We start from the raw sequence: 24,608 nt of genomic DNA, 5'->3' as shown, positions 1-24,608 counted from the left end.
ACAGCGCTTAGCAAGAAGGACAGGATGAGGAAAGGGCGGACGGTGGACCTTTTGGTCTTCCTTGCTATTGTTCGGCGACAATCCGGGGGAGAATTCATGACCATCACGCTTCGTCCAATCCTACTGCCCGATTTCGAGGTGCCGCATTTCAGGCCGGAGATCCCGGCGGACATCTATGCGAGCCGGGCGGACACTGCCTATGCCCAAGCGGGCAAGGACTGGCTGGTTGTCTATGCCGATCGCGAGCATCTCGCCAACATGGCCTTCCTCACCGGTTTCGAGCCGCGCTTCGAGGAGGCGCTTCTGATCCTCGGCAAGGGTGGACGCCGCGTGCTGGTGACCGGCAACGAGAGTCAGAGCTACGCACCCTTGGCCGGCCTGGCCGGCATCGAGGTCGTGCTCTGCCAGACATTGAGCCTGATGGGCCAGACCCGCGCCGACAAGCCAAATCTCGAAGACATGCTCGGCGAGATCGGGCTCGGCAAGGGCGATACGATCGGTCTCGTCGGCTGGAAATATCTTGGACCGGAGGAGTGGCGCGGGCCGCTGCCGACTTTCCAGGTTCCGGCCTTCGTCGTCGATACGCTACGCGCCGTAGCTGGCGACCCCAAGGCGGTAACCGATGCGACTTCCATCCTCATGCATCCCGAAAATGGCCTGCGCGCCGTCGTCGACGTGCATGAGATCGCGGCGATGGAATGGGCGGCCGCGCGCGCTTCCGCAGCCGTCTGGCGCATCGTGCAGGGCGCTAGGGAAGGTGACAACGAGTTCCTTGCCGCAAGCCGCATGGACTATGCCGGCGAGCCGCTGAGTTGCCATGTCATGTTCGCATCTGCCTCGCCGGCTGCGCCGGTGATCGGCCTGCGCAGTCCCAATGGACGGACGCTCAGGAAGGACGATGGCGTGACCACCGCTGTCGGCTATTGGGGCGGACTCTCCTGTCGGGCAGGTCTATTCACCGATCATAACGATGCGTTCCTCGATCTGGCCAAGGCCTATTTCAAGGGCCTGATCGCCTGGTATGACGTCGCCGATATCGGAGTGACCGGCGGCGAAATGTTCGCGCGCGTTACCGAAGCGCTGAACGCCGGCGGCATCGACCAGGCGCTCAATCCAGGCCATCTGGTCGGCCATGACGAATGGGTACATACGCCTGTGCGACCGGACTCGACTGAGAAGCTGCGTTCCGGCATGCCGTTCCAGGTCGATATCATTCCAGTGCCGATGAAGGATAACTGGACGCTGAACCACGAGGACAGCGTGACATTTGCCGACGACGCACTGCGCCAGCAGCTTAAGTCGCTCTATCCCGCTGTTCATGTCCGCATCGAAGCCCGGCGCGCCTTCATCAGACAAGAGATCGGCGTCGAACTGAAACCCTGCCTGCTGCCGATGTCGCATGCGCCGCTGGCGCTGCCGCCGTTCTGGCTGGCGTCCGACAAGCTGCTTTCGCTGGCGTAACCTGCCCAGACTCAGTGACTGATGGGCGGCAGGGGTAGCGGCAGGCCGGTCACATCATAGGTCCAGACGCGGAACATCTTGAGTTCGTGCGGGCCGAAGGAATTGATCAAGGGCACGTCGGCCGCATCCCGGCCGCGGGCGACGACGATGCGCCCGATGCGCGGAATGTTGTTGCGCGGATCGAACGTCATCCAGCGCCCGCCGATATAGACCTCGATCCAGGCCGAGAAATCCTGCGGATCGAGGATCGGCACGCCGATATCGCCGAGATAGCCATTCACATAGCGCGCCGGGATGTTCATGCAGCGAAGCAGCGTGATCGCCAGATGCGCATAGTCGCGGCAGACGCCGATCTGCTCTTCATAGGCCTCATAGGCCGTGCGGGTGCTGCGCGCATCCATGTAGCCGAACTTGATGCGCTTGTTGGCAAAATCGCAGATCGCCTGCACGCGGCCCCAACCCGGCGGGATATTACCGAACAGATCCCAGGCAATCTGGCTCAGCTTGTCGGTCTCGCAATAGCGGCTGCCCATCAGGAAGACGAGGCATTCGCTGGGCAGGTCGGCCACCGCGATCTCCTGCGCATCGGCAAAGATCGGATCATGCAGGCCGCTGTCCTCGATCGTGCCATCACCCCAGATCGAAAAATCGCCGGCAGGCGCCACGAAGCGGCGGCAGATATTGCCGAAGAGATCGGTGTAGCTGCTGTTCGGCACCGACGGCTGGGTGACCACCTGCTCGACGGCGCGGATATCGCCGGCCCGGTCGGCGTGCGAATTCAGAAGACATACGAGGGGCGTCGGTTGCGGGCAGGCAATGGTGATGTCGTAGCCAAAGCGGATCAGCATAGTCCATTCCTTGCATGTGTACGCAGGGGACGGGCCGGTGGCCAGTCAGCTGACGCTATTGAGCGGAGCAACGCCCGCTGTCACATTATTGTTTCATTGTTGTTGCACTGCGGCAAGGATTGTTTTCGTTGGCGCTGGTTCCTGAAAGCGGCGTAAAAGCCAGCCCGCGAGCGCAGCAGCCGGCGCGGACAAAGCCTTGAAATTCCGGGCCACGAGGTAAAAAGCCCCGAAGGGCAGGCCGATGTCGAAAGGCCGAATGAGTCGCCCTGCCGCGATCTCTTCGTCGGCGAATATCCGGTCGCACAATCCGACACCGTGCCCTCGCAGCGCCGCCTGTATCACGAGGCCACCGTCAGCGAAGACCGGGCCGCGATCACAACTGTCCTCTGGCGCGCCTGCATGCCGGAACCAATCGGCCCACACCCGGCGGTTCTCCTCGTGCAGCAGCTCGAATTGCTGGATATCGGCGGGCTGGGTGAGCGGCGTTCCCGTCGCAAGCAGGGACGGCGCTATGACAGGCACCATTTCCACGTCGGCCAGGTGGCGCGCTTCGGTGCGAGGCCATGCACTGACGGAGCTGCCGTGCCGGATGGCCAGCACGGCTTCATTGGACCGGAACTCTACCAGCCGCACATCGGACTCGATTGTCACATCGATGTCAGGGTTGGAGGACAGGAAATCGGCGAGATTAGGGGCCAACCAGAGCACGGCGAAGGTCGGCTCAACGCTGATGGTGACGCTCCGGGAAGCCGGCATTGCCATCAGACCGGAAAGCCTATCGTCGATCCTGTCGAAAGCCTCGGTCAGCGTTGCCAGCAGTGCCGCGCCGTCATCTGTCAGTACCACGGCGCGATGCCGGCGCTCGAACAGCGGCCGGCCGATCGACGCCTCCAGTTCGCGGATCTGCCGGCTGATCGCGGCCTGGGATACGAACAGCTCCTCTGCAGCGCGCGTGAAGCTCAGGAGCCTTCCCGCGACCTCGAAGCTTCTCAATGCCGTCAAAGGGAGGCGGCCGCGCTTCATTCATAACCTCAAGTCATGTGACGAGGCCAATATACTCGTTTGAGCGATCGCGGCAAGCTTGAGAGAATGAGGTCATGGAAAGGAGCAAAACAATGATTGCGAAGGTTATCGAGACCCTCATGGATGTCATCGCGATCGTCACCGGCCAGCCGCATGGACCGGTCCGCCCACGGAGAAGTATCTGAGATGAAAGCGAATAAAGAATCGGGTCCAGCCCATGAGGCTGAACCCGGCTCGCATCGTTGAAGATGGATGGTCAGACGGTGGGCGGGCCGAACTGGTTGTCGCCGGGAGTCCCGGGCTGGCAGAACCAATAGAGCAGAACGAGTGCCCCAATTAGCGGAATGAATGCGATGAGCACCCACCAGCCGGATTTGTCGAGATCATGAAGGCGACGGACACAGACGCCGATACCTGGAAGCAGCGTTGCCAGGCCGAAGATCGGCTGCAGCAACTGGGTACCCAACATCGTATCGATGAGATAGAGCACGACGCTCACGACGACGGCAAAAAGCGTATACCACCAATATTCCGAGCGCATCGCGCGACCGGAGAAGTTGGCGTATTTCTGCACGAGAACAGTTTTGACAGCTGTTGCAAAATCCATTGAATCCCCCTTGAGAACAAGACGCCCGGCCGAACCCGCGTCCCGCGAGAACCGAACCGCTGACGGCATTACGGGGCGCAGCTTTGCTTTATTCACCCGATCGCAAAGAAACCCCCTGAGGAGAAATATTAGCGATACTTCAAGTAGTTGTCACATGGTTTCCACTGTCGTCCACCGTGGAATAGATCGGCCGGTTGAGCCGTCTTGCGATGGGCCATCAATGCAAAAGACAGTGTGCCGGCAGCGATACTTACTGCGCCGCCTGCTGCTGCGTCTCCTGATCGTCGGCGTCCGGCTCCACCTCAACCTCGCCCATGCGGTTCCAGGCATCGAGGCCGGCGATCTTGTAGGCCTCGGCGAGCGTCGGGTAGTTGAACGTATTCTCGACGAAGTAATCCACCGTGCCCTTCAAGTTAAGCACCGCCTGGCCGATATGGATCAGTTCGGTCGCGCCCTCGCCGACGATGTGGACGCCGAGCAGCCGTCGTGTCTTCATCGAGAAGATCATCTTCAGCATGCCGTTGTCGAGGCCCATGATATGGCCGCGCGACGTCTCCCGGAAGCGCGCGATGCCGCATTCATAGGCGATATGGCGGTCCTTCACTTCTTCCTCGGTCAGGCCGCAGGTCGAAATCTCCGGCACGGCATAGATGCCGTATGGGAAGAATTGCGGCGGCTCCTGTGTCGGCACGCCGATGGCATGGCGGGCAGCGATGCGCCCCTGTTCCATGGCGGTCGATGCAAGGCTCGGAAAGCCGACGACATCGCCCGCAGCATAGATATTCGGCACGTCGGTCTGGAAGGTCAGCGGATTGACCTTGATGCGGCCGCGCGCATCGGCCGTCAGCCCGGCGTTTTCGAGTTTCAGCGCGGCCGTCGCACCCATGCGGCCCGCGGCGTAGAGAACCATCTCGGCGGTCACGGTACGGCCATTCGACAGCGTCACCTTGCAGCGGCCATTGGGTTCGCGCTCGATCTTGTCGGCGGATTGGCCGAAGAGCAGTTTCACGTTGCGGTCGCGGAGTTGGTAGGTGAAGTCGTCGACGATCTCGCGGTCGATGAAATCGAGCATTGTGGTGCGCGGCTCGACCACCGTCACCGCCGTGTCGAGAGCGCTGTAGATCGTCGCATATTCGATGCCGATGACCCCGGCGCCGACGACGATCATCGAACGCGGAATGTCCTTGATCTCCAGCAGTTCGTCGCTATCGATGATCTTGTCGTGATCGAAGGGAATGTTGGGGGGCCGGAACGGCTTGGTGCCGATCGAAAGCAGGATCGCCGTTCCCCGCACCTGCATCATCTCGCCGTCCGACTTTTCGATCTCGAGCGTGTTCTTGTCGACGAAGTGGGCAAGGCCCCTGATGTGATTGACCCGGTTGCGGGAGAACTGGTGTTCGAGAACCTCGACTTCATGATCGAGCGTGATCAGCAGCCGCCGCCTCAGGTCTTCCGAGCTGATCTCCGCTTTGACGCGGTAGGCGCGGCCATAGAAGCCGCGCTCGCGCCAACCCGTCAGGTTGAGCGCCGTCTCGCGCAAGGTCTTCGATGGAATGGTGCCGGTATGGACCGAGACACCGCCGACGCGGGTGCCCTTTTCCACCACCAGGACCTTGCTGCCGAGCTTTGCTGCCTGGATGGCGGCGCGGCGCCCTGCCGGTCCGCTGCCGATCACGATGAAATCATACTGGATCATGGAAATGTCCGCCGTCCTGGAGACTCTTGCTGCGCCGCATTATCAGACCATTAGCCATCGCAAATCAATCCAACGGTTTGATGAAGGCGCCCGAAATCTCTTATTTTGTCGGACTTTTGCGGACCTTACTCCAGCAATTTGAACTCAAGCAGCAGATTCCGTTCGAGAAGCGAATGGTTGTCGTCGGATGTGACGATCAGATGCGTCGAACCATCGGCAGCGGGGAAGGCGTCCAGACCTTCCATATTGTCGATCTGGTGGGAGAAATCCGCTTCCATGACGATCGAGCCGCTGATCGTCTTGCCGGACTCGATATCCTTGCCGTCGAACCTGCGGATGCGCATGCCGATTCCGTCCTTCAGGCCGAACTTGCGCTCCAGCAAGAGGAAGGTGCCGTCCTTTAAGAATACGCCGTCGGTCACGTCGTAAGCGCCGATACGTTCGACGAAGAACGTGCCCTTGCGCGGCCCGGATTGCACGCCTGATATGAAATTGCCCTGGTCGTTGTAGCTGCGCTCGGAGACGTAGACCAACGCGCCCTCCAACGGTCCATTGCTGGGAGATTTCAGAACGGCCTCCATGCCGCCATTGCTTCGTAGCTTATAGCCCTTGTCGAGCACTGGCTTCTCGATTTCGACCGGCTTTGCCGTCTCGAATCCTTCCAGTGGGAAAGCAGCGATGCGATGGTCGCGCTCGAAGCTGACATAGATGTGACCGCCCGCGATCACCATGCCTTCGGCGTCGAGATTGTCCTTGTGATCCTTGCTCTTACGGCTCGCCGAGCCGACCATCGAATAGATCTTGTAGTCGCCGATGCCGGAGAGCCTGCCGCCTGCATCGCGCTCGAACTCGCCCACGGCCCAATGGCCGGTATCCATGATTGAAATGAAATGCTTGAGATCGGGCAGGATGCGGATCGAGGACACCGCGCCCATCTCGCCATTCTTGGTCGCCATGACCAGACCGCCGAGATATTCAAGCTCGCCGAAGCGTTTTCCCGTACCGCGCTTGAATTCGTCGATGACCAGGGACTTGACTGATATGACCTCGCCATCGACCCTGGCGGGCTGGCCGCCGAAGGCTGCGGGGAAGAATGCGGCAAACAGGACGAAGGGCAGGAATGCTGCAATCGTCCATCTCTTTTTCACCGCCACGCAAGCATCCTTCCGCCGATTTCTGGTCAGGCACGCTTGCGGCTGCGGCCAGCGTGGCCGGATGCCGCATCATCCTCGAAGAGCGCTGCGAGCTGTTCGGTCATCGCGCCGGCAAGCTCGTCGGCATCGATGATAGTCACGGCCTTCTTGTAGTAGCGCGTGACATCGTGACCGATGCCGATGGCCAGCAGTTCAACCGGCGAGCGGGTCTCGATCTGTTCGATGACAGCGCGCAGATGGCGCTCGAGATAGTTGCCCGGATTGACCGACAGTGTCGAGTCATCCACCGGCGCACCATCCGAGATCATCATCATGATGCGGCGCTGCTCGGACCGGCCAAGCAGGCGGTTATGCGCCCAGATCAGCGCCTCGCCGTCGATGTTTTCCTTAAGCAGGCCTTCACGCATCATCAGGCCGAGATTGCGCTTGGCGCGCCGCCAGGGCTGGTCTGCCGACTTGTAGATGATGTGGCGTAGGTCGTTGAGACGGCCAGGCGATGCGGGCTTGCCGCTGCCGAGCCATTTTTCGCGCGACTGGCCGCCCTTCCAGGCCTTGGTCGTGAAGCCGAGAATCTCGACCTTGACGCCGCAGCGTTCGAGCGTGCGCGCCAGAATGTCGGCGCAGGTCGCGGCAACCGTGATCGGCCGGCCGCGCATGGAGCCCGAATTGTCGATGACCAGCGAGACCACGGTATCGCGGAACTTGGTGTCGCGTTCCATCTTGAAGGAGAGCGGCTGCATGGGATCGATCACCATGCGGGTAAGCCGCGCCGAATCGAGATAGCCTTCCTCGAGATCGAAATCCCAGGAGCGGTTCTGCTGTGCCATCAGCCGGCGCTGCATCTTGTTGGCGAGACGACCGACGGCGCCCGAAAGATGGGCAAGCTGCTTGTCGAGAAATGCGCGCAGGCGGTCGAGCTCGGCTTCGTCGCAGAGTTCGTCGGCGGCGATTTCCTCGTCGAATTCATGGGTGAAGACGTTGTAGTCGACCTTCTCGTTGAGTTCGTCGAAGGGATTGTTGGGCCGCTTGACCTCGCCGGGCGTCTCGGATTCGTCGTCGCCCTCTTCCATGAGGTCGTCTTCGGAGATCTCGGCGCCGTCGGTCTCGCCCTGATCCATCTGGTCGTCAGCGGCTTCGTTCTCTTCCGCCGGCGATTCCTCGGTGCCCGCGTCGTCTTCGGAGGAATCGTCGTTGTCTTCCTGGCTGCGCGGCTGATCTTCCTCGGATGCGCTGTCGTCGTCTTCGGATTGCGACGAGTCGTCACCGATATCCTCTGCGAGATCCATCGATGCCAGCATGTTGCGCACCAGCCGGGCGAATGCCTCCTGGTCTTCCATGACGTTCTTCAGCGAGCCGACTTCCTTCTCGGCCTTCTCCTTGAAGAAGCCGCGCCAGAGATCGAGCACCTGGCCGGCGCTGGCCGGCGGCGGCGTGCCGGTCAGCACTTCGCGGACCATCATCGACATGGCTTCTTCGATCGGCGCGTCATCGCGGCCCGATATGCCGCGGAAATTCGCCTTCGAATACTTGTCGGAGAGCATGAAATGCAGGTTCTGCGCGGTGCCTTCCATGCGGCTCGCACCGATCGCCTCGACACGAGCCTGCTCGACGGCGTCATAGATGGCGCGAGCGTCAGGACTCGCCGGGGCGAGAGAGGAATGCAGCCGCTCATCATGGCAGGCGCGGCGCAGCGCCATGGAATCGCCGAGCCCACGCAGAACGGCCAGTTCGCCGGCATTCGGCTTCTTGGAGAGTTCCGGCAGGCGCATGCGGTCGCCGACCACGCCCGGCTTGTCGTTGGCGAAATTCACCTCGACTTCCGCCGATCCGGCGATCGAGCGGATGCAGCCGGTCAGCGCCCGGCGGAACGGTTCGAGATCCGCCACCTGGCCCGGTCTTGCCCGTGAATTGTCGCCTGATCCAGCCATGTCCTATTCCAGGGCGCTCAGACGCCAAGCACCAGATTGGCGGCACTTTCCTTGAGTTCGACGCCGAACACCCGCTGGTACTGCTCAGCGACCAGAGCACGTTCGAGATCGTCGCACTTGTTGAGGAAGGTCAGCCGGAAGGCGAAGGAAATATCGCCGAAGATCGCGGCATTTTCCGCCCAGGTGATGACCGTACGCGGGCTCATGACGGTCGACAGATCGCCGTTGATGAAGGCCGCGCGGGTGAGTTCGGCGACGCGCACCATCTTGGCGACCGCGTCGCGGCCCTTGTCGGCCACGAAGTGCTTCACCTTCGCGGCAACGATGTTCACTTCGTGCTCGAAAGGCAGATAGTTCAACGTGCTGACGATCGACCAACGGTCCATCTGGGCCTGGTTGATCTGCTGCGTGCCATGATAGAGGCCGGTCGTATCGCCCAGGCCGACGGTATTGGCCGTCGCGAAGATGCGGAAGGCTGGATGCGGGCGGATGACCCGGCTCTGGTCGAGCAGCGTCAGGCGGCCGGAGGCTTCCAGCACGCGCTGGATGACGAACATCACATCCGGGCGGCCGGCATCGTACTCGTCGAACACGAGCGCGACATTGTGCTGGTAGGCCCAGGGCAGGATGCCATCCTTGAATTCGGTGACCTGCTTGCCGTCCTTGAGGACGATCGCGTCCTTGCCGACGAGATCGATACGGCTGACATGGCTGTCGAGATTGATGCGGACGCAGGGCCAGTTGAGGCGCGCCGCCACCTGCTCGATATGTGTCGACTTGCCGGTGCCGTGATAGCCCGAGACCATCACGCGGCGATTGTGCGCGAAGCCTGACAGGATGGCGAGCGTGGTGTCGCGATCGAACAGATAATCCGGGTCGAGGTCCGGCACATGGGCGTCGGCTTCGGAATAGGCAGGCACGCTGATATCGGAATCAATGCCAAACTTCTCCCGGACGGAAACTTTGGTGTCCGGAAGCTTTAAAGTTTCAAGATCCATCTTCGTCATCATATCTCCAGAGCGACCGGCGATGAACGGCCGCAAAAATCACAGGCGCATGTCCTATCGCGGGTTTTGGCGTGTGACAACAAGATTAGCGCGGCGTGGTCAGCAAAAGCCCGCCTGCTTGAGCAATTGATAAGCCTGGATCACCGCGCGGAATCGTTCTTCCGAGCCGCGATCTCCTCCATTTGCGTCAGGATGGTGCTTCTTGACCAGTTCCTTGTATCGCGACTTGATGTCGCTCGATGTAGCGCCGGCCACGAGGCCCAGAGTATCGAAGGCCTTGGTCTCCAGCGGCTTGAGCCGCCTATGTTCGGTGGGTTCCGTCCGCTGGTTCATGCGCCAGCCGGTGAAGCCGAACGGATCGCGCATCTTGGCGGCACCCGCACGCGCCTGGTTCTGCTTCGGCGCCCATTTGGCATCCTTGTTGACGCCCATGCTCCAGGTCGGGCGGTTGCCGGTCACGGCTTCCTTCTGGTAGCGGGCGACCTCGGTATCCGACAGGCCGGAGAAGTAATTGTAGCCCTTGTTGTATTCCTTCACATGCTCGAAGCAGAAGACGAAATACTGGTTTTCGGCATGGCGGCCCACCGGCGCGCGATGTACGCCCGGCTTCTCGCAGCCATCCCACTGACAAACGGGCTTCGAAGGCGGCTCTTCAGCCTTCGGACCCTTGCGCCGGGTGCGGATGGAATCGAAATATTTGGAATCCAGTTTCATCCCCACATTATGGGTCCGCCGATGCCGCACTGCAAGAATTGACAAATCGGAAAGTTCTAGGCTTTGTGGGGGCTTTTAGCGAAAGCATGCGCCATGAGCCTCGAACCCCGGATGAGGTCCGCCCTCGAAGCCGCCTTCCACCCCAGCCTTCTCGAAATCGTCAACGAAAGCAACCTGCATGCCGGGCATAATCCGGAGGCAGCGGCCACCAACGACACGCATTATCGCATTCGAATCTCGGCCGACGCACTGGGTGGAAAAAGCCGCGTCAACCAGCACCGCGAGATCAACGCCGCGCTGAAATTCGCCTTCGATGAAGGGCTGCATGCGCTGGCGATCGAGGTGAAGTAACCGTCAGGCCTCAACATCCCAATGCGATTTGAATAGCGGGTCGAAGACCGTTACCGGCCCCGCGCCGGTATCGATCCTTGGTGGGAATTCGACAGGCGCGTCGCGCTTGACCAGCGTCATCCGCTCCTCGTTCGGCGCAAGCTGATACCAAGCCGGACCATTGATCGACGCGAAAGCTTCCAACTTGTCGAGAGCGCCCTCCTCTTCGAACACATGCGCAAGGCAGGACATGGTGTTGATCGACGTGAAGCAGCCGGCGCAGCCGCAGGCGCATTCCTTGAGCGGATCGACATGGGGTGCGGAATCGGTACCGAGGAAGAATTTCGGATTGCCCGAGGTCGCGGCCTTGCGGAGCGCCTGGCGATGGTTCTCGCGCTTGGCGATCGGCAGGCAGTAATAATGCGGGCGGATGCCGCCGACGAGGATATTGTTGCGGTTGATGATCAGGTGATGCGTGGTGATCGAGCCGGCCAGATTGGCCTTCGAGGCATTGATGTAATCAATGCCATCCGATGTAGTGACGTGTTCGAGCGTGATGCGCAGTTCGGGCAGCCGCAAGCGAAGTGGATCAAGCACGGTCTCGATGAAGACGGACTCGCGATCGAAGATATCGACCTCCGGCGTCGTCACTTCGCCGTGGATGCAAAGCGGCAGGCCGATCTTCGCCATGCGTTCGAGTACCGGCATGGCGTTCTCGAAATTGCGGACGCCGGAGCTGGAATTAGTCGTGGCGCCTGCGGGATAGAGCTTTACGGCCGTGACCAGGCCGGACTTCGCACCTTGCTCGACGTCGTCGGGGTTCGTGCCTTCGGTCAGGTAGAGCGTCATCAGCGGCTGGAACCTGTCGCCCGCCGGCAGCGCCGCCATGATCCGTTCGCGATAGGCCTGGGCATCGGCGGTCGTCACAACGGGCGGCACGAGATTGGGCATGATGATCGCGCGCGCGAAATGGGCGGAGGTGTAGGGCAGCACGCCCTTCAGCATATCGCCATCGCGCAAGTGCAAATGCCAATCGTCAGGGCGGCGGATCGTGAGTGACGTCATCAAAGGCTCCTCTGAAGTCTGGGATGCCTTAACGCCTTGCTCGAAACAGCACAAGAAAAAGCCGGCGGACAATCAAGACCCCCGGCCTTTATCATGCGCGAAACCGAAGCCTCGTCAGGCGGCCATCGCCTCCGCCGGAGGTGCCTTGGCGCCGGTCATGAAGGCGACCGCGTCCGACATCGTGTATTCCTTCGGATTGATCACGCAGAGCCGCTTGCCCAGCCGGTGAATATGGATGCGGTCGGCCACTTCGAACACATGGGGCATGTTGTGCGAGATCAGCACGATCGGCATGCCGCGCGACTTCACGTCGAGGATGAGTTCGAGCACCTTGCGCGATTCCTTGACGCCGAGGGCTGCCGTCGGCTCATCGAGGATGATGACCTTCGAGCCGAATGCAGCCGCACGCGCGACAGCGACACCCTGGCGCTGGCCGCCCGAGAGCGTCTCCACCGCCTGGTGGATATTCTGGATCGTCATCAGTCCCAGTTCGCTGAGCTTGTCGCGGGCGATCTTCGCCATCTTGGGCCGGTCGAGCATCCGGAAGATAGAGCCGAGCGGACCCTCGCGGCGAATTTCGCGGCCGAGGAACATGTTGTCGGCGATCGACAGCGCCGGCGAAAGCGCGAGATTCTGGTAGACCGTCTCGATGCCGGCTGCCCGAGCCTCCATGGGATTGGAGAAATGGACAACCTTGCCATCGATGCGGATTTCGCCTTCGTCGGGCCTCACGGCACCGGAGATGACCTTGATCAGCGAGGATTTGCCGGCGCCGTTGTCGCCGATCACGGCGAGGATTTCGCCGGGATAGAGATCGAAGTCGGAGCTGTCGAGCGCGGTCACACGGCCATAACGCTTGGTGACGCCGCGTGCGGTGAGAAGAGGTTCCATCAGCCTGCCACCTTTCTGATCCACTGGTCGATCGCGACCGCCGAGATGATGAGGACGCCGGTCAGCCCGACCTTCCACTGCGGGTCGGCGCCCAGCATGTTCAATCCCATCGACACAACACCAACGATCATCGCCCCGATCAGCGTACCGAGGATCGAGCCTCGCCCGCCGAACAGCGATATGCCGCCGATCACGGCTGCGGTGATGGCCTGAAGATTGTAGTCGGTGACCGCCCAGGATGGCGAGATCGAGCCGTTGCGGCCGATCGAAACCCAGGCGGCGAGCGCCGCGATCAGGCCCGCCAACGTGTATGTGCCAAGCATCACGCGATCGACGCGGATACCCGACAGTTTCGCGGCTTCCGGATCGTCACCCACCGCATAGAGGTGCCGCCCCCAAGGGGTGTGATTGAGCGCGTACCAGAGCACCAGCACAAGGACGACCATGACGATGACGCCGAGCGTGAAGACGGCCGATCCGATCTTGAAACTCGTGCCGAACAGGCCGAGCAATGGCGCCGACGTTTCGATATCAGCCCGCCTGATCGTCTCATTGGCCGAATAGATGAAATTCGTCGCCATGATGATGTACCAGGTGCCCAGCGTCACGATGAAGGGCGGCAGCTTGACCTTGGCGACCAGAAAGCCGTTGAGCAGGCCGCAGAGCGCGCCCGTCAGCATGCCGATCGGAACGGACAGGATCGCGGGTATTCCATAGGTGACCGCGCAATTGCCCATGACGACGGCCGAGAGCACCATGATGACGCCGATCGAGAGATCGATGCCGGCAATCAGGATGACCAGCGTCTGGCCCGCGCCGAGAATACCGACGACCGCGATCTGCTGCAGGATCAATGTCAGCGTGCCTGCAGTGAAGAAGCGCTCGCCCTTCAGCACACCGAATACGATGATCGAGAGAATGAGAACGATAGCCGGAGTTGCCGCCGGCTTGGAATGCAGAAAATGCTGGACGCGCTGGAGTGCCGATTGGCTCTCGAAACTGGCGACTGACGTGTCGCTCTGATCGAGAACCTTCTCGAATTCCTGAATGCTGGCCATGGTAGCCCTCCCAAGGGGTGATAAGCCGCTGTCCGGCTTATGCTGCCGGTCTTACGGTTTTAAGAGGGCGGCCGGAGCCGCCCTCAAGGTATAGTGTACCCGGATGGTCAGACGATCAACCCCAGCACTTGTCGGTGCCGGTCTTGACGTCGATGGATTCAACGCCTGCAGCCGGCTTGTCGGTCACCAGTGCCACGCCGGTGTCGAAGAAGTCCTTGCCTTCGGTCGGCTTGGGCTTCTCGCCGGTGTCGGCGAACTTCTTGATCGCTTCGATGCCGAGCGATGCCATCAGCAGCGGATACTGCTGCGAGGTCGCGCCGATGACGCCTTCAGCGACCGACTTGACGCCCGGGCAACCGCCGTCGACGGAAACGATCAGGACGTCCTTTTCCTTGCCGACGGCTTTCAGCGCTTCATAGGCGCCCACAGCAGCCGGTTCGTTGATCGTGTGGATGACGTTGATGTCGGGATCCTTCTGGAGAAGGTTTTCCATGGCGGTGCGGCCGCCTTCTTCGTTGCCGTTGGTCACGTCGTGGCCGACGATGCGCGGATCGTCTTCGTCGCCGATCTTGTTCGGGTCCTTCGGGTCGATGCCGAAGCCGATCATGAAGCCCTGGTCGCGCAGGACGTCGACGGTCGGCTGCGACGGCAAGAGATCGAGGAAGCCGATCTTGGCGTCCTTGGCCTTGTCGCCCAGTGTTGCCGCGGCCCACTGGCCGATCAGCTTGCCGGCGAGCAGGTTGTCAGTGGCGAAGGTGGCGTCGGCTGCGGTCGCCGGGTCGAGCGGCGTGTCGAGCGCGATCACGAGCATGCCTGCATCCTGTGCCTTCTTGACCTGGTCGACGATAGCCTTGGTGTCGGAAGCGGCGATCAGGATACCCTTGGCGCCATCTGCGATGCAGGATTCGATTGCCGCGACCTGGCTGTCATGGTCACCATCGACCTTGCCGGCATAAGCCTTCAGTTCGATGCCGAGTTCGGCGGCCTTGGCGGTGGCGCCTTCCTTCATCTTGACGAAGAAGGGATTGGTGTCGGTCTTGGTGATCAGGCAGGCAGAGACGTCGGCCGCACTGGCAGAACCGCAGAAAGCAACGCCAAGCGCGAGCGCGCCGAGGGTTGCGGCAAGAACTGATTTCTTCATGAATTCCTCCCAAGGAATGATGTCTGGCAGCGGACAATTCCACCGCCGGTTCCAGCGATCGCACCCATGCGGGTATCACGCTAAGCTCCTCCAGCCCGTGCGATCAGCCGGGATAAAATAAGCATCGAATGAAAATCATGTCAATAAATAAAGTGAATTGATTTATTTATTGGATGTGGCATGTTCGTGAGCCATTGACATACCAATGCCCGGGAGGAGAAAGGGCAATGGCGATTACAGAGATGAATCCCGATGGCGTTTCCGGGGTGGTCGACCCGATGGGCGGCGCCAATCAAACCCGTGTCCGCGCCTATAACGAGCGGCTGGTGCTGTCGCTCGTCCGCCGCCATGGAAGCCTGTCGAAGGCCGAGATCGCCCGCAGGACGGGCCTGTCCGCACAGACCGTGTCGGTGATCATGCGCGCGCTGGAACAGGACGGCCTGTTGAAACGCGGCGATCCGCAGCGCGGCAAGGTGGGACAGCCCTCCATACCGATGAGCCTCAATCCGGATGGCGTGCTGTCACTGGGCCTGAAGATCGGCCGCCGGAGCGCCGATCTGATCCTGATGGATTTCACCGGAAGGGTGCGGCAGCAATTGCATGAGGCATATCGCTATCCCACCCCCGCCGGTATCGTGGCGTTCGTCGAAAAGAGTACTGCCACGATCCTCGAGGCGATCTCGGCGGATGATCGGCGGCGCATCGCGGGTCTCGGCGCGGCCCTGCCCTTCGAGCTCTGGAACTGGGTGGAGGAAATGGGCGCGCCGCGTGAGGACATGGATGCCTGGCGCGACGCTGACATTGCCGCGATGCTCGGCGAGCGGCTGCCGTTCCCGGTCTTCATCCAGAACGACGCCACGGCGGCATGTGCGGCCGAACTCGCCTTCGGCCACGGTCCGCGCTTTGCGGATTTCGCCTATTTCTTTCTCGGCTCCTTCATCGGCGGCGGCGTGGTACTCAATCACGCGCTCTATCCGGGACGGACAGGCAACGCCGGTGCTTTCGGTTCCATGCCGTTCAAGAGCCGCGACGGCGGACAGGACCAGTTGATCGACCATGCGTCCGTGGTGCTGCTGGAAAAGCTGCTGCTGGAGGCCGGCAAGGATCCGTCCTCGATCTGGTTGACGCCGGAGACCTGGGACGATTTCGGCGAAATCCCGGCCCGCTGGATCGAAATGACCGGCAAGGCGCTGGCCTTTGCGATCGCCACGGTCTGTTCCGTCATCGATTTCGAGGCGGTGATCATCGATGGCGGCTTTGCCGCGTCGGTCCGAGCGCAAGTGACCGAAGTCGCGCGGCGGGAACTCGGGAAACTCGACCTCCAGGGCATCGAGCCGCCCATTGTTGAGGAAGGGCTCGTGGGCTCGGCGGCGCGCGCCATCGGGGCGGCGAGTCTGCCGCTCTTTTCCCGCTACCACATAGACCAGAGCGTGCTTTTCAAGGAGATGGCGTGATGTTGAAGGGGATCGATCCGGTGCTGAGCCCGGCACTGCTTTCGACACTGCGCTCGATGGGCCATGGCGACGAGATCGCGCTGGTCGATGGCAATTATCCCGGCGAGGAACATGCGAGGCGCCTTGTCCGCGCCGATGGCCATGGCGTGATCCGTGTTCTCGACGCCGTGCTTTCGGTGATGCCGATCGACAACAGGGTTCCGCAGGCGATCTTCCGTGCCGTGGTCGCCGATCGTCCCGACCAGCCCGATCCGGTGCATGTCGAGATGATCGCGATCTGCCTGAAATGGGAGCCGGGACAGGATGTCGCACCCCTCGCCCCCGACCTCTTCTATGCTCGTGTTCGTGCCGCCCACACCATCGTACAGACCTCGGAATCACGCCTTTACGGCAATATCATCCTTCGCAAGGGCGTAATCGAGCCCTCGTGAATTCGACGAAACAAGCCAGCGCAAATCCATTACAGAATTGTAACCTTGCCGGCACTTGAACGCGGCTCATCCGGGGCACATATCAGCAATACTGGTGAACGCGAATGTTCACCGAAAAGCTGGCACAAAGGCTCCGTCCCCCGCCTCGCCAGCTGTTGATGCGGACAAGGGCCTCTTTCCCCCCTCTCGGGCCCTTGTCCGCTTTTCCCCCGCGAAAACATCTCCGCCGCGTGTCCAATCGGGTCAACGCGGCTTTTTTCGGTGTATATTACCCTGCGAAGATGATTTTTCTTGAGACTTGAGCAGAATCCCGCTCTATTCATCAGCCATGTCCCATAACCGCATGGATTCAGCAGCCTATCTTTCCGCTTTACTTGCGAAGGGCTTTTCCAAGTCGCTCGCGAGCCGCGCATATTCCCTGGGCTTCCTGCCGGGACAGTTTCCCGTGCTGCTCGAACTCTGGAACGAAGACGGGCTGACGCAGCGGGAGTTGCTGGACCGGCTGGAGGTGGAGCAGGCGACGCTCGCCAACACGCTTGGGCGCATGGAGCGTGACGGCCTCATCGAGCGCCGGCAGCATCCTAGAGATCGCCGCGCGACCTGCAATTTCCTCACGGCAAAGGGAAAGAGTATCGAAGGCCCCGCGATGGACGCGGCGCGCGAGGCTGATCAGGACCTGTTCAAGGGTTTCCGGCGCTTCGAGAAGGAATTGATGCTCGAATATATCCGCTGGGCCATAGCGAACGCCCGAAGCCTGTAGGCTCCGGGCGTTTAATTACGCTTCCGACAATGCCTTCTCGGGAAGCCGGGCCAAGATCAGGGAGATCGTGGCGAGCCCCATCACCGCGGCGCCGTAGATATAGGCCGAGTACGAGAGACCCAGAACCGGGGCGGCAATACCTACGAGCACGGCGGGCAGACTGAATGCCAGATAGCTCTGAACGAAGAAGGCCGCGAGCAGGCCTGCGCGCTCGTCAGGCGCGGCAAGCGGAACGATCGTCCTCATCGCACCCGAAAAACAACCGCCGAAACCGATGCCGGTGATCATCGCGCCGGCGATCAGAACCGGCGAGAAATGCATCCAGACGCCGCCGAGCGTGACCGCAACGCCTGCGATCAGCGATACTGTTCCGATCAACAGGACCTGTGCACCTGGACGATTGCGCAGGATGAGGACGACGAAGGTCGCGGTCAGTGTCAGCAGAGCGACGACAAGGCCGCCGACGAATGGCGACGTCAGGCCCGTCGCGGCACGCACCAGCGATGGCATGAGCGAGAAATAGAACCCGCCCAGCGCCCAGCCGGCGATATTGACCGGCGTGATGCGCGCGAGGGTCCTTCGTGCGGCACGGGGCACACGAACCTGCGGGACGATGGCGCCAAGAGCACCCGGCTTGCCGGCCGTGCTCTCCGGTATCAAAGGCAGGAGCAGCAGCAGCACAGCCGAGATGGCGAACAGCAGCACATAGATGAGATGGGTCGGCAACGGCAGCCAGGCGACGAAGGCGCCCGAGACGAGCGATCCGAAGGTCAGGCCGATAAAGGCAGTCACCGAATTCAGGATCGGCGCGCGGGCTTTGTCATTGTCGAGTATCGCTGCACCCATCGTGGTCATTGCCGCACCCGTGGCGAAACCCTGGATCACGCGGGCAAGGATCAGTTCCGTTGCAGAACCCGCGAGGACGAAGATGATCATGGCGGCGGCATTGAGCAGGAGGGCTGCGAGGATCATCGGCTTGCGGCCGATATAATCCGAAAGACCGCCGACCGTCAGCAGCGAGATGAGCAGGCTGATGGCATAAGACGCGAAGATGACGGTCAGCATCAGGTGCGAGAGCCCGAGGCTTTCCTGGTAGAGATGATAGACCGGCGTCGGGGCGCTGCTCGACGCCGAGAACAGTGCGGCGGCGATGACGCCATAAAGCGTGATCATGCCGGTTGAGGGCCTGAAGCGATCACCCGAATTTGATGGTTTCGTGCTGGACATAAGCATGGCCAATCCTTAATGCTAAATCTTAGCGTTAAGGTGATATAGACCGGCGACCTTCTTAATTCAAATAGTTTGCGTTAAGATCAAAAATATTCATAGGTGCCATATATGAAAGTGCGGAGCAGGCGATGAATGTGCGGGAACGGACGCGTGTCGGCGGACGAAGCGCGCGCATCCAGTCGGAGGTCCACAAGGCCGTCAAGGAATTGCAGGCCGAGGCGAACCGGGATGAACTCACGGTGCCGATGATTGCCTCGCGCGCCGGCGTGCCGCCCTCGACGATCTACCGCCGCTGGGGGGATCTATCCGAACTACTCGCCGATGTCGCCGTCGAGCGGCTCCGCCCGGTGGCGGATCCAGACGATACCGGCTCGACCGACAGCGACCTGCAGGCCTTTGCCGAACAATACATGGAAGAATTCTCCTCGCCGGTGGGCCGCACGCTGCTGCGCGACCTCTTCTCCAACAGCGCCAACGCACCTTATGCCGGGCAGAGCTGCAGCTATACCTATGATCATATACATCTGATCGCCGGGCGCGCGCTGGCGCGCGGCGAGAAGCCGCTCGACGTCGATACGTTCGTCGATGGCGTGATCGCCCCTATCATGTACCATATCCTTTTCGGCGCCCGCGACGTCTCGATCGCCTATGTCCATGATCTGTTGCGCAAGGCAGGCCACGACGTTACGGCCTGATTATAAGCCTGCATGTTTCGCTTCGCTTCCGGTGCAGGGAAGCCATGCAAATGCGTCACTCCCGCAAGCCATCATGAACACCAATATCTGCTGTGCAGGTAAGGTTCGCTTAGGGCAAATAGCCTAAATCGAGCTCTCTGTTACCTTTGGAACAGCGCGCACCGACGTCGCATGCCATATGGCAGGCACGATAAAAAAATCACAGTGCCGCAGCGTTTACCGGGGGTTAACCATGACCAAGCTTTTTGCCTATGTCTTGCTCGCAATTGTCACAGTTTCGACATGCGGCTCCATAATGACGGCAGGAACGACGAACGCGGCAGCCTGTGATTCTGCCAGCGCATGTGACTGAGGAATACCTATCATGAAAGCCATATATTTCCTGCTGTTTGCGATGGTCGCGACGAGTTTCGGCGCCTCCGCGTTCGAACTCTCGACCCGCGACACACAGGCCTGCGCTTACACGATGTCCTGCCGCTGATCGCCCGATCAGGCTTTCCGAAGCGCTGCTCCGGATCGAAGCCGGCCGTGCATGAAATCGTCCCATACCGGAACAGGCATTCCACCCAGCCATTCGATAGACAGCAAGCACACTGCTCACGCCGAGCTGGCGAGCGCCACGGCGTCCGGGCCCGCCGGAAATCGCAACTGATCCGACACATCGTTGGCAGCCCGCCATACGGCCTCGGCAACATCCGGCTCGGTCGTAAATTCGCTCGGCTCGGCAAATTGCGCGAGAACCTGTCCGGCAAACGCCGCATACGGTTCCGGGATCAACCCTTCCATCTGCGGTGCCGAGTTCCGTGAGAAGGCCGTCGTGGGACCATAGCCTGGCTCGACAAGCTTGGCGCGCACGCCGAACGCACCGAGTTCATGCGCAAGCGACCCGGTGAATCCCTCGATCGCCGTCTTGCTCGCGGTGTAGACGGCCACCAGCGGCATGGGCACGAATGTGGCGCTCGAGGTGACATTCACCACGACACCCGAGCCGCGGCTGCGGAACTGGGGTACCACCGCCTGAGTCATCGCCATGACGCCGAATGTGTTGGTCTCGAAGATCTCGCGCACCGTGCTCATGGGGGTCGCCTCGAAGGCGCCGAACCCGCCGATGCCGGCATTATTGACCAATGCGTCGATCAGGCCACTGGCTTCGAGCGCTGCCGCGATACTCGCCGGCCTGGTGACATCGAGCGCAAGAACGCGAATCCGGTCCGATTTGGGTAGAACATCCTCGCGTGGCGTCCGCATCGTGGCGATCACGTTCCAGCCCATCGTGTGAAAATGGCGGGCGGTTTCCAGGCCATAGCCGGACGAGCAGCCGGTAATCATTACGGTTTTCATTGTCTGATCCTTGTTGGGTTGCGATGACTTAGAAATATCGCGCCTAGACAGGATTTTCTACGATTGAAAGTCCATAATTCATTTGCTAACGTCCTGTTATGATCGATCCGCTCTCCGAAATCATCACGTTGCTCCGGCCGCGCACGGTCTTCACCAAGGGCATCAGCGGCGCCGGCCGCTGGGCCGTGCGCTATTCCGATTTCGGCCATCCCAGCTTTTGCACCGTCATCGAGGGTAGTTGCCGGCTCGCGGTCGATGGGCAGGAGCCCATCACGCTCGAGGCCGGCGATTTCGTGCTGCTGCCATCGACTCCCGGCTTCATCATCTCGGGCTTCGAGCCGGCAACGCCTGCTTTCATCGACCCGAAGACTGCCCCTGCCCCGACGGACGAGGTCCGCCACGGCAGGCCGGATGGCGAGCCCGATGTGCGCCTGCTCGGCGGCTATTTCATCTTCGACTCACGGGATGTGGGATTGCTCGTCTCGATGCTGCCGACGCTGGTGCATGTGCGCGGCGCGGCGCGGCTTTCAACATTGATGCGGCTGGTCGCCGAGGAAGCGGACGAACAGCGCACTGGTCGCGACCTCGTGCTCTCACGCCTCGTCGAAGTGATGCTGGTCGAAGCACTGCGATCGGTGCAGGGCGACGCGCCTCCCGGACTACTTAGAGGACTGGGCGATGCGCGGCTGGCGGCTGCGATACGGCTGATGCACGGCGATCCCGCGCGCGCCTGGACGATGATCGAACTTGCCAAGGCGGCGGCGCTATCCCGCTCCGCCTTTTTCGAGCGCTTCACGCGCGCCGTGGGCGTTCCGCCGATGGAATACCTGCTCGGATGGCGCATGGCGATCGCCAAGGATTTGCTCCGGAGCCACGACGTCGCCCTTGCCGACGTCGCCGAGCGGGTCGGCTATCGCTCCGCCAGCACGTTCAGCACCGCATTCAGCCGCCATGTTGGCCAGCCGCCGGGCCGTTACGCGCGTGTGGCAATGGTCAGCTAGGGATCCAGTCTGCGCGTGGGCAAGGAGAATGGCAGCCGCCGGAGCGGCTGCCACCGCATGATCAGTTGCCGAGTGCCTTGGCTGCCTGGTCGATGACGTCGGCGACCTTCTCGCGCTGCGAAGCGAAGACGGCGTGGCTTGCTTCGATCTCGGTCACGATGCTACCGGCGCGTTTGGCCATGTCGCGTTCGAGTTCCGGATTGATGGAGCGGTCCCGCGTGGCCACGATCGACCAGCTCTTCTTGGTGCGCCACGCGGGATTCCCCGCCTTGGTGATGAAGGATTTCTTCGAGGCGAAGACCTGCGACTTCGCCAGGAAGGCAGCCTCGTCCTTCGGCAGGTCGGCGGCAAAGTCGTTGGCGAATGCGGCCGGGTCGATATAGAGATACTGGCCGTCCTTCGTCTCGCGGATGTTCATGCCGCCGGCAGGCTTTGAGCTTGCAAGCGCGATCAGGCTTTCGCCCTTGTCCGACTGGAAGGCTGCGACATAGACGAGGCCCGCGACATCCGGCCGGTCACCGGCTTCGCTGATCACCATGCCGCCATAGCTATGACCGACAAGCAGGGTCGGGCCGGTCTGCAGGTCGAGCACCCGGGTTGTCGCCGCCACGTCATCGGCGAGCGAGGTGATCGGCTGCTGGACGATGGTGACGTTGTAGCCGCGGCTTTCGAGAATCTCGGTCGCTTTGCGCCAGCCGGAGCCGTCGGCCAGCGCGCCATGCACGATGACGATGTTGCGGACCTCGGCTGCTTGGGCTGCGAAGGCGATGGCGCTGGTGAAGAATGCGAGAGCGAATGTGGATATGCGGCTCATGGTCGGTTTCCTTTGGTTGATGAGTGAGGTTGGGGTTGGATGCGCCTAGTCGAAGGTGAAAGCGTAGGCCTCGACGCCGGGACCGAGGAAGCGGATTTCGAAATTGCGCGCCTCGACATCGCCCGCCTGGCGGACGAGTTGGTAGAGCTTGGTGGTGGTGATCTGGCCGTTGCCATCGGCATCGATATCGGCGCCATGGTCCTTGCCCGGTGCCTTGCCGTCCACGGTCACCTTGAAACGGACGGGCTTGCCGTCGGCCCGCGGTCCGAGCACCAGATGAAGATCACGCGCGCTGAAGCGGTAGGCGATGCCGCCGCCGGCATTATCGAGGACTGCCTTTTCGGCAGCGACCGTCCAGCGACCCGAGAGACCCCATTCATTGAGGCCGGGTTCGGTTACGGAGTAGTCGCGCGACGTATTCGACAGCAGGCCTTCGGGTGACACGAAGCTCGCGGCGCGATCATAGCCGAGATAGGTCTCGCCCGACCGGATGTTCTGGAGGTCGGGAGCAATTTCGGTGCCCTTCGCATCCGGCGTGACCGTTGCTTCGGCCGCCATCTTCTTGCCGGCCTCGCGCATCAGATCCTGGATGGCCTGCTCGGTCTGGGCATAATTGCCCTCGCCGAAATGATGGTAGCGCAACTGCCCCTTCGCATCGATCAGGTAGTGCGCCGGCCAGTAGCTGTTCTCGAAAGCGCGCCAGATGCGGAAGTCGTTGTCGATGGCGACCGGATAGCCGATCTTGAAGTCCTCGACAGCCTTGCGGACATTGTCGATCTTCTTCTCGAAGGCGAATTCGGGGGCATGGACGCCAATGACGACGAGGCCCTGGTCCTTGTACTTCTCCGCCCAGGCGCGGACATAGGGCACGGTGCGAATGCAGTTGATGCAGGAATAGGTCCAGAAATCCACGAGGACGACCTTGCCGCGCAGGTCAGTTGCCGTCAGCGGCTTGGAGTTCAGCCAATCGACGGCACCATCAAGCGCTGGCGCGATACCCTCGACCGGCAGTTCGCTGATGAAGGGCGCCTTGGAATTCGCGACCATCGTCATCGAGCTGTTGTCAGCGACTACCGAGGCCCGGTTCCGAGATTTCTCCTCATGCAAACGGTCGATCACCGCCTGTTCGAAGACCGCGGTGCTGGCATAGGAAAGTCGTGCCAGCAGGCCCGTATCGGCGCCGAGCGCGATCACGGTGACACCCACGAGAACCGCCACACCAAGACCCTGGCGAAGCCTTTCGCTCAGGCCCAGGGACTGTTTCATCCGGGAGAAAACCTTGCCGCCGGCGAACAGCGCGATGGCGAGCGAGGTTGCAGCGCCCGCTGCATAGGCGAGGAGCAACAGTGTCGTCTCGACATTGGCGCCTTGAAGGGCCGCACCCGTCAGCACGAGGCCGAGGATTGGTCCCGCGCAAGGGGCCCAGAGCAGTCCGGTCGCGATGCCGAGGACAAGGGAGCCGGCTATTGTCGGCGCTGCGGGATTTCCCGCGGATGACACAAGCCGGTTGCCGAATTCGACGACGGGCCGGGCGATCACGCTCGCCACATGTGGCGACAGCAGGCTGAGGCCGAACACCGCGAGCAGCGCCAGCGCGACAAACCGGCCATATTCGTTGGCATGGACGGCCCAGCTTCCGCCGACTGCAGCGAGGGTCGCGACGAAAGCGAAGGTGATCGCCATGCCCATCAGCAACGGCAGCGTGCTCTTCATGAAGGGCTGGCCGGCGCGGGCGAACACGAAGGGCAGGATGGGGAGGATACACGGGCTGAGGATCGTCAGCGCGCCTCCGAGATAGGCAATGATAATGAGCGTCATCTTCGTTTCCTTTGATAACCGTTTGACGGGGATTGCCCCGGCAGCGGCCGGCACAAGCAACGAGACGCATTTGGCGGGGGCGACGTATCCGGCATGTGTCCACTGGGCCGGGGAAATGTATCGGAATGTACAGGCCGGGCA

At 61.5% G+C, this 24,608-nt stretch carries 23 protein-coding genes; 7 read left to right on the top strand and 16 right to left on the bottom strand.

What is annotated here, in order from left to right; all coding sequences use genetic code 11:
• Positions 1–96 precede the first annotated feature (96 nt).
• Positions 97–1,461 (top strand): Xaa-Pro aminopeptidase, encoded by a 1,365-nt coding sequence (locus IHQ71_RS00565; RefSeq protein ID WP_258159938.1) that lies wholly within the window; start codon positions 97–99, stop codon positions 1,459–1,461.
• Positions 1,462–1,472: 11 nt separating this feature from the next.
• Here the strand turns inward: IHQ71_RS00565 and IHQ71_RS00560 are convergent, their stop codons facing one another.
• From IHQ71_RS00560 to IHQ71_RS00525, 8 genes are all read right to left on the bottom strand, one after another.
• Positions 1,473–2,309 carry a transglutaminase family protein gene (locus IHQ71_RS00560; RefSeq protein ID WP_258159937.1) on the bottom strand — a complete coding sequence of 279 codons (837 nt, stop codon included), beginning with the start codon at positions 2,307–2,309 and terminating at the stop codon, positions 1,473–1,475.
• A 93-nt stretch (positions 2,310–2,402) separates the two neighbouring features.
• On the bottom strand, positions 2,403–3,332 hold the full coding sequence (locus IHQ71_RS00555) for a LysR substrate-binding domain-containing protein (protein WP_258159936.1): 930 nt from the start codon (positions 3,330–3,332) through the stop codon (positions 2,403–2,405).
• Between the two features lie 256 nt (positions 3,333–3,588).
• A complete protein-coding gene (locus tag IHQ71_RS00550; protein ID WP_258159935.1) occupies positions 3,589–3,939 on the bottom strand; it encodes a DUF805 domain-containing protein in 351 nt (116 codons plus the stop codon).
• A 250-nt stretch (positions 3,940–4,189) separates the two neighbouring features.
• Positions 4,190–5,635, bottom strand: a complete 1,446-nt coding sequence (gene sthA, locus IHQ71_RS00545) for a Si-specific NAD(P)(+) transhydrogenase (protein ID WP_258159934.1) — start codon at positions 5,633–5,635, stop codon at positions 4,190–4,192.
• 125 nt (positions 5,636–5,760) lie between these two features.
• Positions 5,761–6,789, bottom strand: a complete 1,029-nt coding sequence (locus IHQ71_RS00540) for an esterase-like activity of phytase family protein (protein ID WP_258159933.1) — start codon at positions 6,787–6,789, stop codon at positions 5,761–5,763.
• A 26-nt stretch (positions 6,790–6,815) separates the two neighbouring features.
• Positions 6,816–8,717, bottom strand: a complete 1,902-nt coding sequence (gene cobT, locus IHQ71_RS00535; RefSeq protein ID WP_258159932.1) for a cobaltochelatase subunit CobT — start codon at positions 8,715–8,717, stop codon at positions 6,816–6,818.
• 17 nt (positions 8,718–8,734) lie between these two features.
• Positions 8,735–9,727 (bottom strand): cobaltochelatase subunit CobS, encoded by a 993-nt coding sequence (gene cobS / locus IHQ71_RS00530; protein WP_374989936.1) that lies wholly within the window; start codon positions 9,725–9,727, stop codon positions 8,735–8,737.
• 96 nt (positions 9,728–9,823) lie between these two features.
• Complete coding sequence (locus IHQ71_RS00525; RefSeq protein WP_258159930.1) at positions 9,824–10,438, bottom strand: J domain-containing protein; 615 nt, start codon at positions 10,436–10,438, stop codon at positions 9,824–9,826.
• Between the two features lie 93 nt (positions 10,439–10,531).
• On the opposite strand from IHQ71_RS00525, the gene IHQ71_RS00520 reads away from it, so the two are divergent.
• Positions 10,532–10,789 carry a BolA family transcriptional regulator gene (locus tag IHQ71_RS00520; RefSeq protein WP_258159929.1) on the top strand — a complete coding sequence of 86 codons (258 nt, stop codon included), beginning with the start codon at positions 10,532–10,534 and terminating at the stop codon, positions 10,787–10,789.
• Positions 10,790–10,792: 3 nt separating this feature from the next.
• Here the strand turns inward: IHQ71_RS00520 and pyrC are convergent, their stop codons facing one another.
• The 4 genes from pyrC to IHQ71_RS00500 all read right to left on the bottom strand — a co-directional run bounded on the left by pyrC (position 10,793) and on the right by IHQ71_RS00500 (position 14,923).
• Positions 10,793–11,833, bottom strand: coding sequence for a dihydroorotase (pyrC, locus tag IHQ71_RS00515; protein ID WP_258159928.1), 1,041 nt, complete (start codon positions 11,831–11,833; stop codon positions 10,793–10,795).
• 114 nt (positions 11,834–11,947) lie between these two features.
• On the bottom strand, positions 11,948–12,724 hold the full coding sequence (locus tag IHQ71_RS00510) for an ATP-binding cassette domain-containing protein (protein ID WP_258159927.1): 777 nt from the start codon (positions 12,722–12,724) through the stop codon (positions 11,948–11,950).
• On the bottom strand, positions 12,724–13,782 hold the full coding sequence (locus IHQ71_RS00505; protein WP_258159926.1) for an ABC transporter permease: 1,059 nt from the start codon (positions 13,780–13,782) through the stop codon (positions 12,724–12,726). The genes IHQ71_RS00510 and IHQ71_RS00505 overlap by 1 nt, the downstream gene beginning before the upstream one ends.
• A 115-nt stretch (positions 13,783–13,897) precedes the next feature.
• On the bottom strand, positions 13,898–14,923 hold the full coding sequence (locus IHQ71_RS00500; RefSeq protein WP_258159925.1) for a sugar ABC transporter substrate-binding protein: 1,026 nt from the start codon (positions 14,921–14,923) through the stop codon (positions 13,898–13,900).
• A gap of 227 nt (positions 14,924–15,150) precedes the next feature.
• On the opposite strand from IHQ71_RS00500, the gene IHQ71_RS00495 reads away from it, so the two are divergent.
• The 3 genes from IHQ71_RS00495 (at position 15,151) to IHQ71_RS00485 (ending at position 17,568) form a co-directional block, all read left to right on the top strand.
• Positions 15,151–16,377, top strand: a complete 1,227-nt coding sequence (locus IHQ71_RS00495; RefSeq protein WP_258159924.1) for an ROK family transcriptional regulator — start codon at positions 15,151–15,153, stop codon at positions 16,375–16,377.
• On the top strand, positions 16,377–16,808 hold the full coding sequence (locus IHQ71_RS00490) for an RbsD/FucU family protein (protein ID WP_258159923.1): 432 nt from the start codon (positions 16,377–16,379) through the stop codon (positions 16,806–16,808). Before IHQ71_RS00495 ends, IHQ71_RS00490 begins: the two co-directional genes overlap by 1 nt.
• Positions 16,809–17,136: 328 nt before the next feature.
• The gene (locus tag IHQ71_RS00485; protein WP_258162990.1) at positions 17,137–17,568 is read left to right on the top strand and encodes a MarR family transcriptional regulator; all 432 of its coding nucleotides are present in this window, start codon (positions 17,137–17,139) and stop codon (positions 17,566–17,568) included.
• Between the two features lie 15 nt (positions 17,569–17,583).
• Here IHQ71_RS00485 and IHQ71_RS00480 read toward each other — a convergent pair whose 3' ends face one another.
• Complete coding sequence (locus IHQ71_RS00480; RefSeq protein ID WP_258159922.1) at positions 17,584–18,795, bottom strand: MFS transporter; 1,212 nt, start codon at positions 18,793–18,795, stop codon at positions 17,584–17,586.
• 131 nt (positions 18,796–18,926) lie between these two features.
• On the opposite strand from IHQ71_RS00480, the gene IHQ71_RS00475 reads away from it, so the two are divergent.
• A complete protein-coding gene (locus IHQ71_RS00475) occupies positions 18,927–19,493 on the top strand; it encodes a TetR/AcrR family transcriptional regulator (protein ID WP_258159921.1) in 567 nt (188 codons plus the stop codon).
• A gap of 597 nt (positions 19,494–20,090) precedes the next feature.
• Here IHQ71_RS00475 and IHQ71_RS00470 read toward each other — a convergent pair.
• Entirely contained in the window at positions 20,091–20,834 is a 744-nt protein-coding gene (locus tag IHQ71_RS00470) for an SDR family oxidoreductase (protein ID WP_258159920.1), read from the bottom strand.
• 98 nt (positions 20,835–20,932) lie between these two features.
• On the opposite strand from IHQ71_RS00470, the gene IHQ71_RS00465 reads away from it, so the two are divergent.
• Positions 20,933–21,835, top strand: a complete 903-nt coding sequence (locus IHQ71_RS00465; RefSeq protein WP_258159919.1) for an AraC family transcriptional regulator — start codon at positions 20,933–20,935, stop codon at positions 21,833–21,835.
• A gap of 61 nt (positions 21,836–21,896) precedes the next feature.
• Here the strand turns inward: IHQ71_RS00465 and IHQ71_RS00460 are convergent, their stop codons facing one another.
• Together IHQ71_RS00460 and IHQ71_RS00455 are read right to left on the bottom strand one after the other, a co-directional pair.
• Positions 21,897–22,649, bottom strand: coding sequence for an alpha/beta fold hydrolase (locus IHQ71_RS00460; RefSeq protein WP_258159918.1), 753 nt, complete (start codon positions 22,647–22,649; stop codon positions 21,897–21,899).
• 45 nt (positions 22,650–22,694) lie between these two features.
• Complete coding sequence (locus IHQ71_RS00455) at positions 22,695–24,467, bottom strand: cytochrome c biogenesis protein DipZ (RefSeq protein WP_258159917.1); 1,773 nt, start codon at positions 24,465–24,467, stop codon at positions 22,695–22,697.
• Between the last annotated feature and the right edge of the window lie 141 nt (positions 24,468–24,608).

The organism is Rhizobium sp. TH2, from assembly GCF_024707525.1.
Lineage (GTDB): Bacteria > Pseudomonadota > Alphaproteobacteria > Rhizobiales > Rhizobiaceae > Rhizobium_E.
Note: the sequence above shows the minus strand (reverse complement) of the source record. Positions and strands in the feature narration are given on the sequence as shown.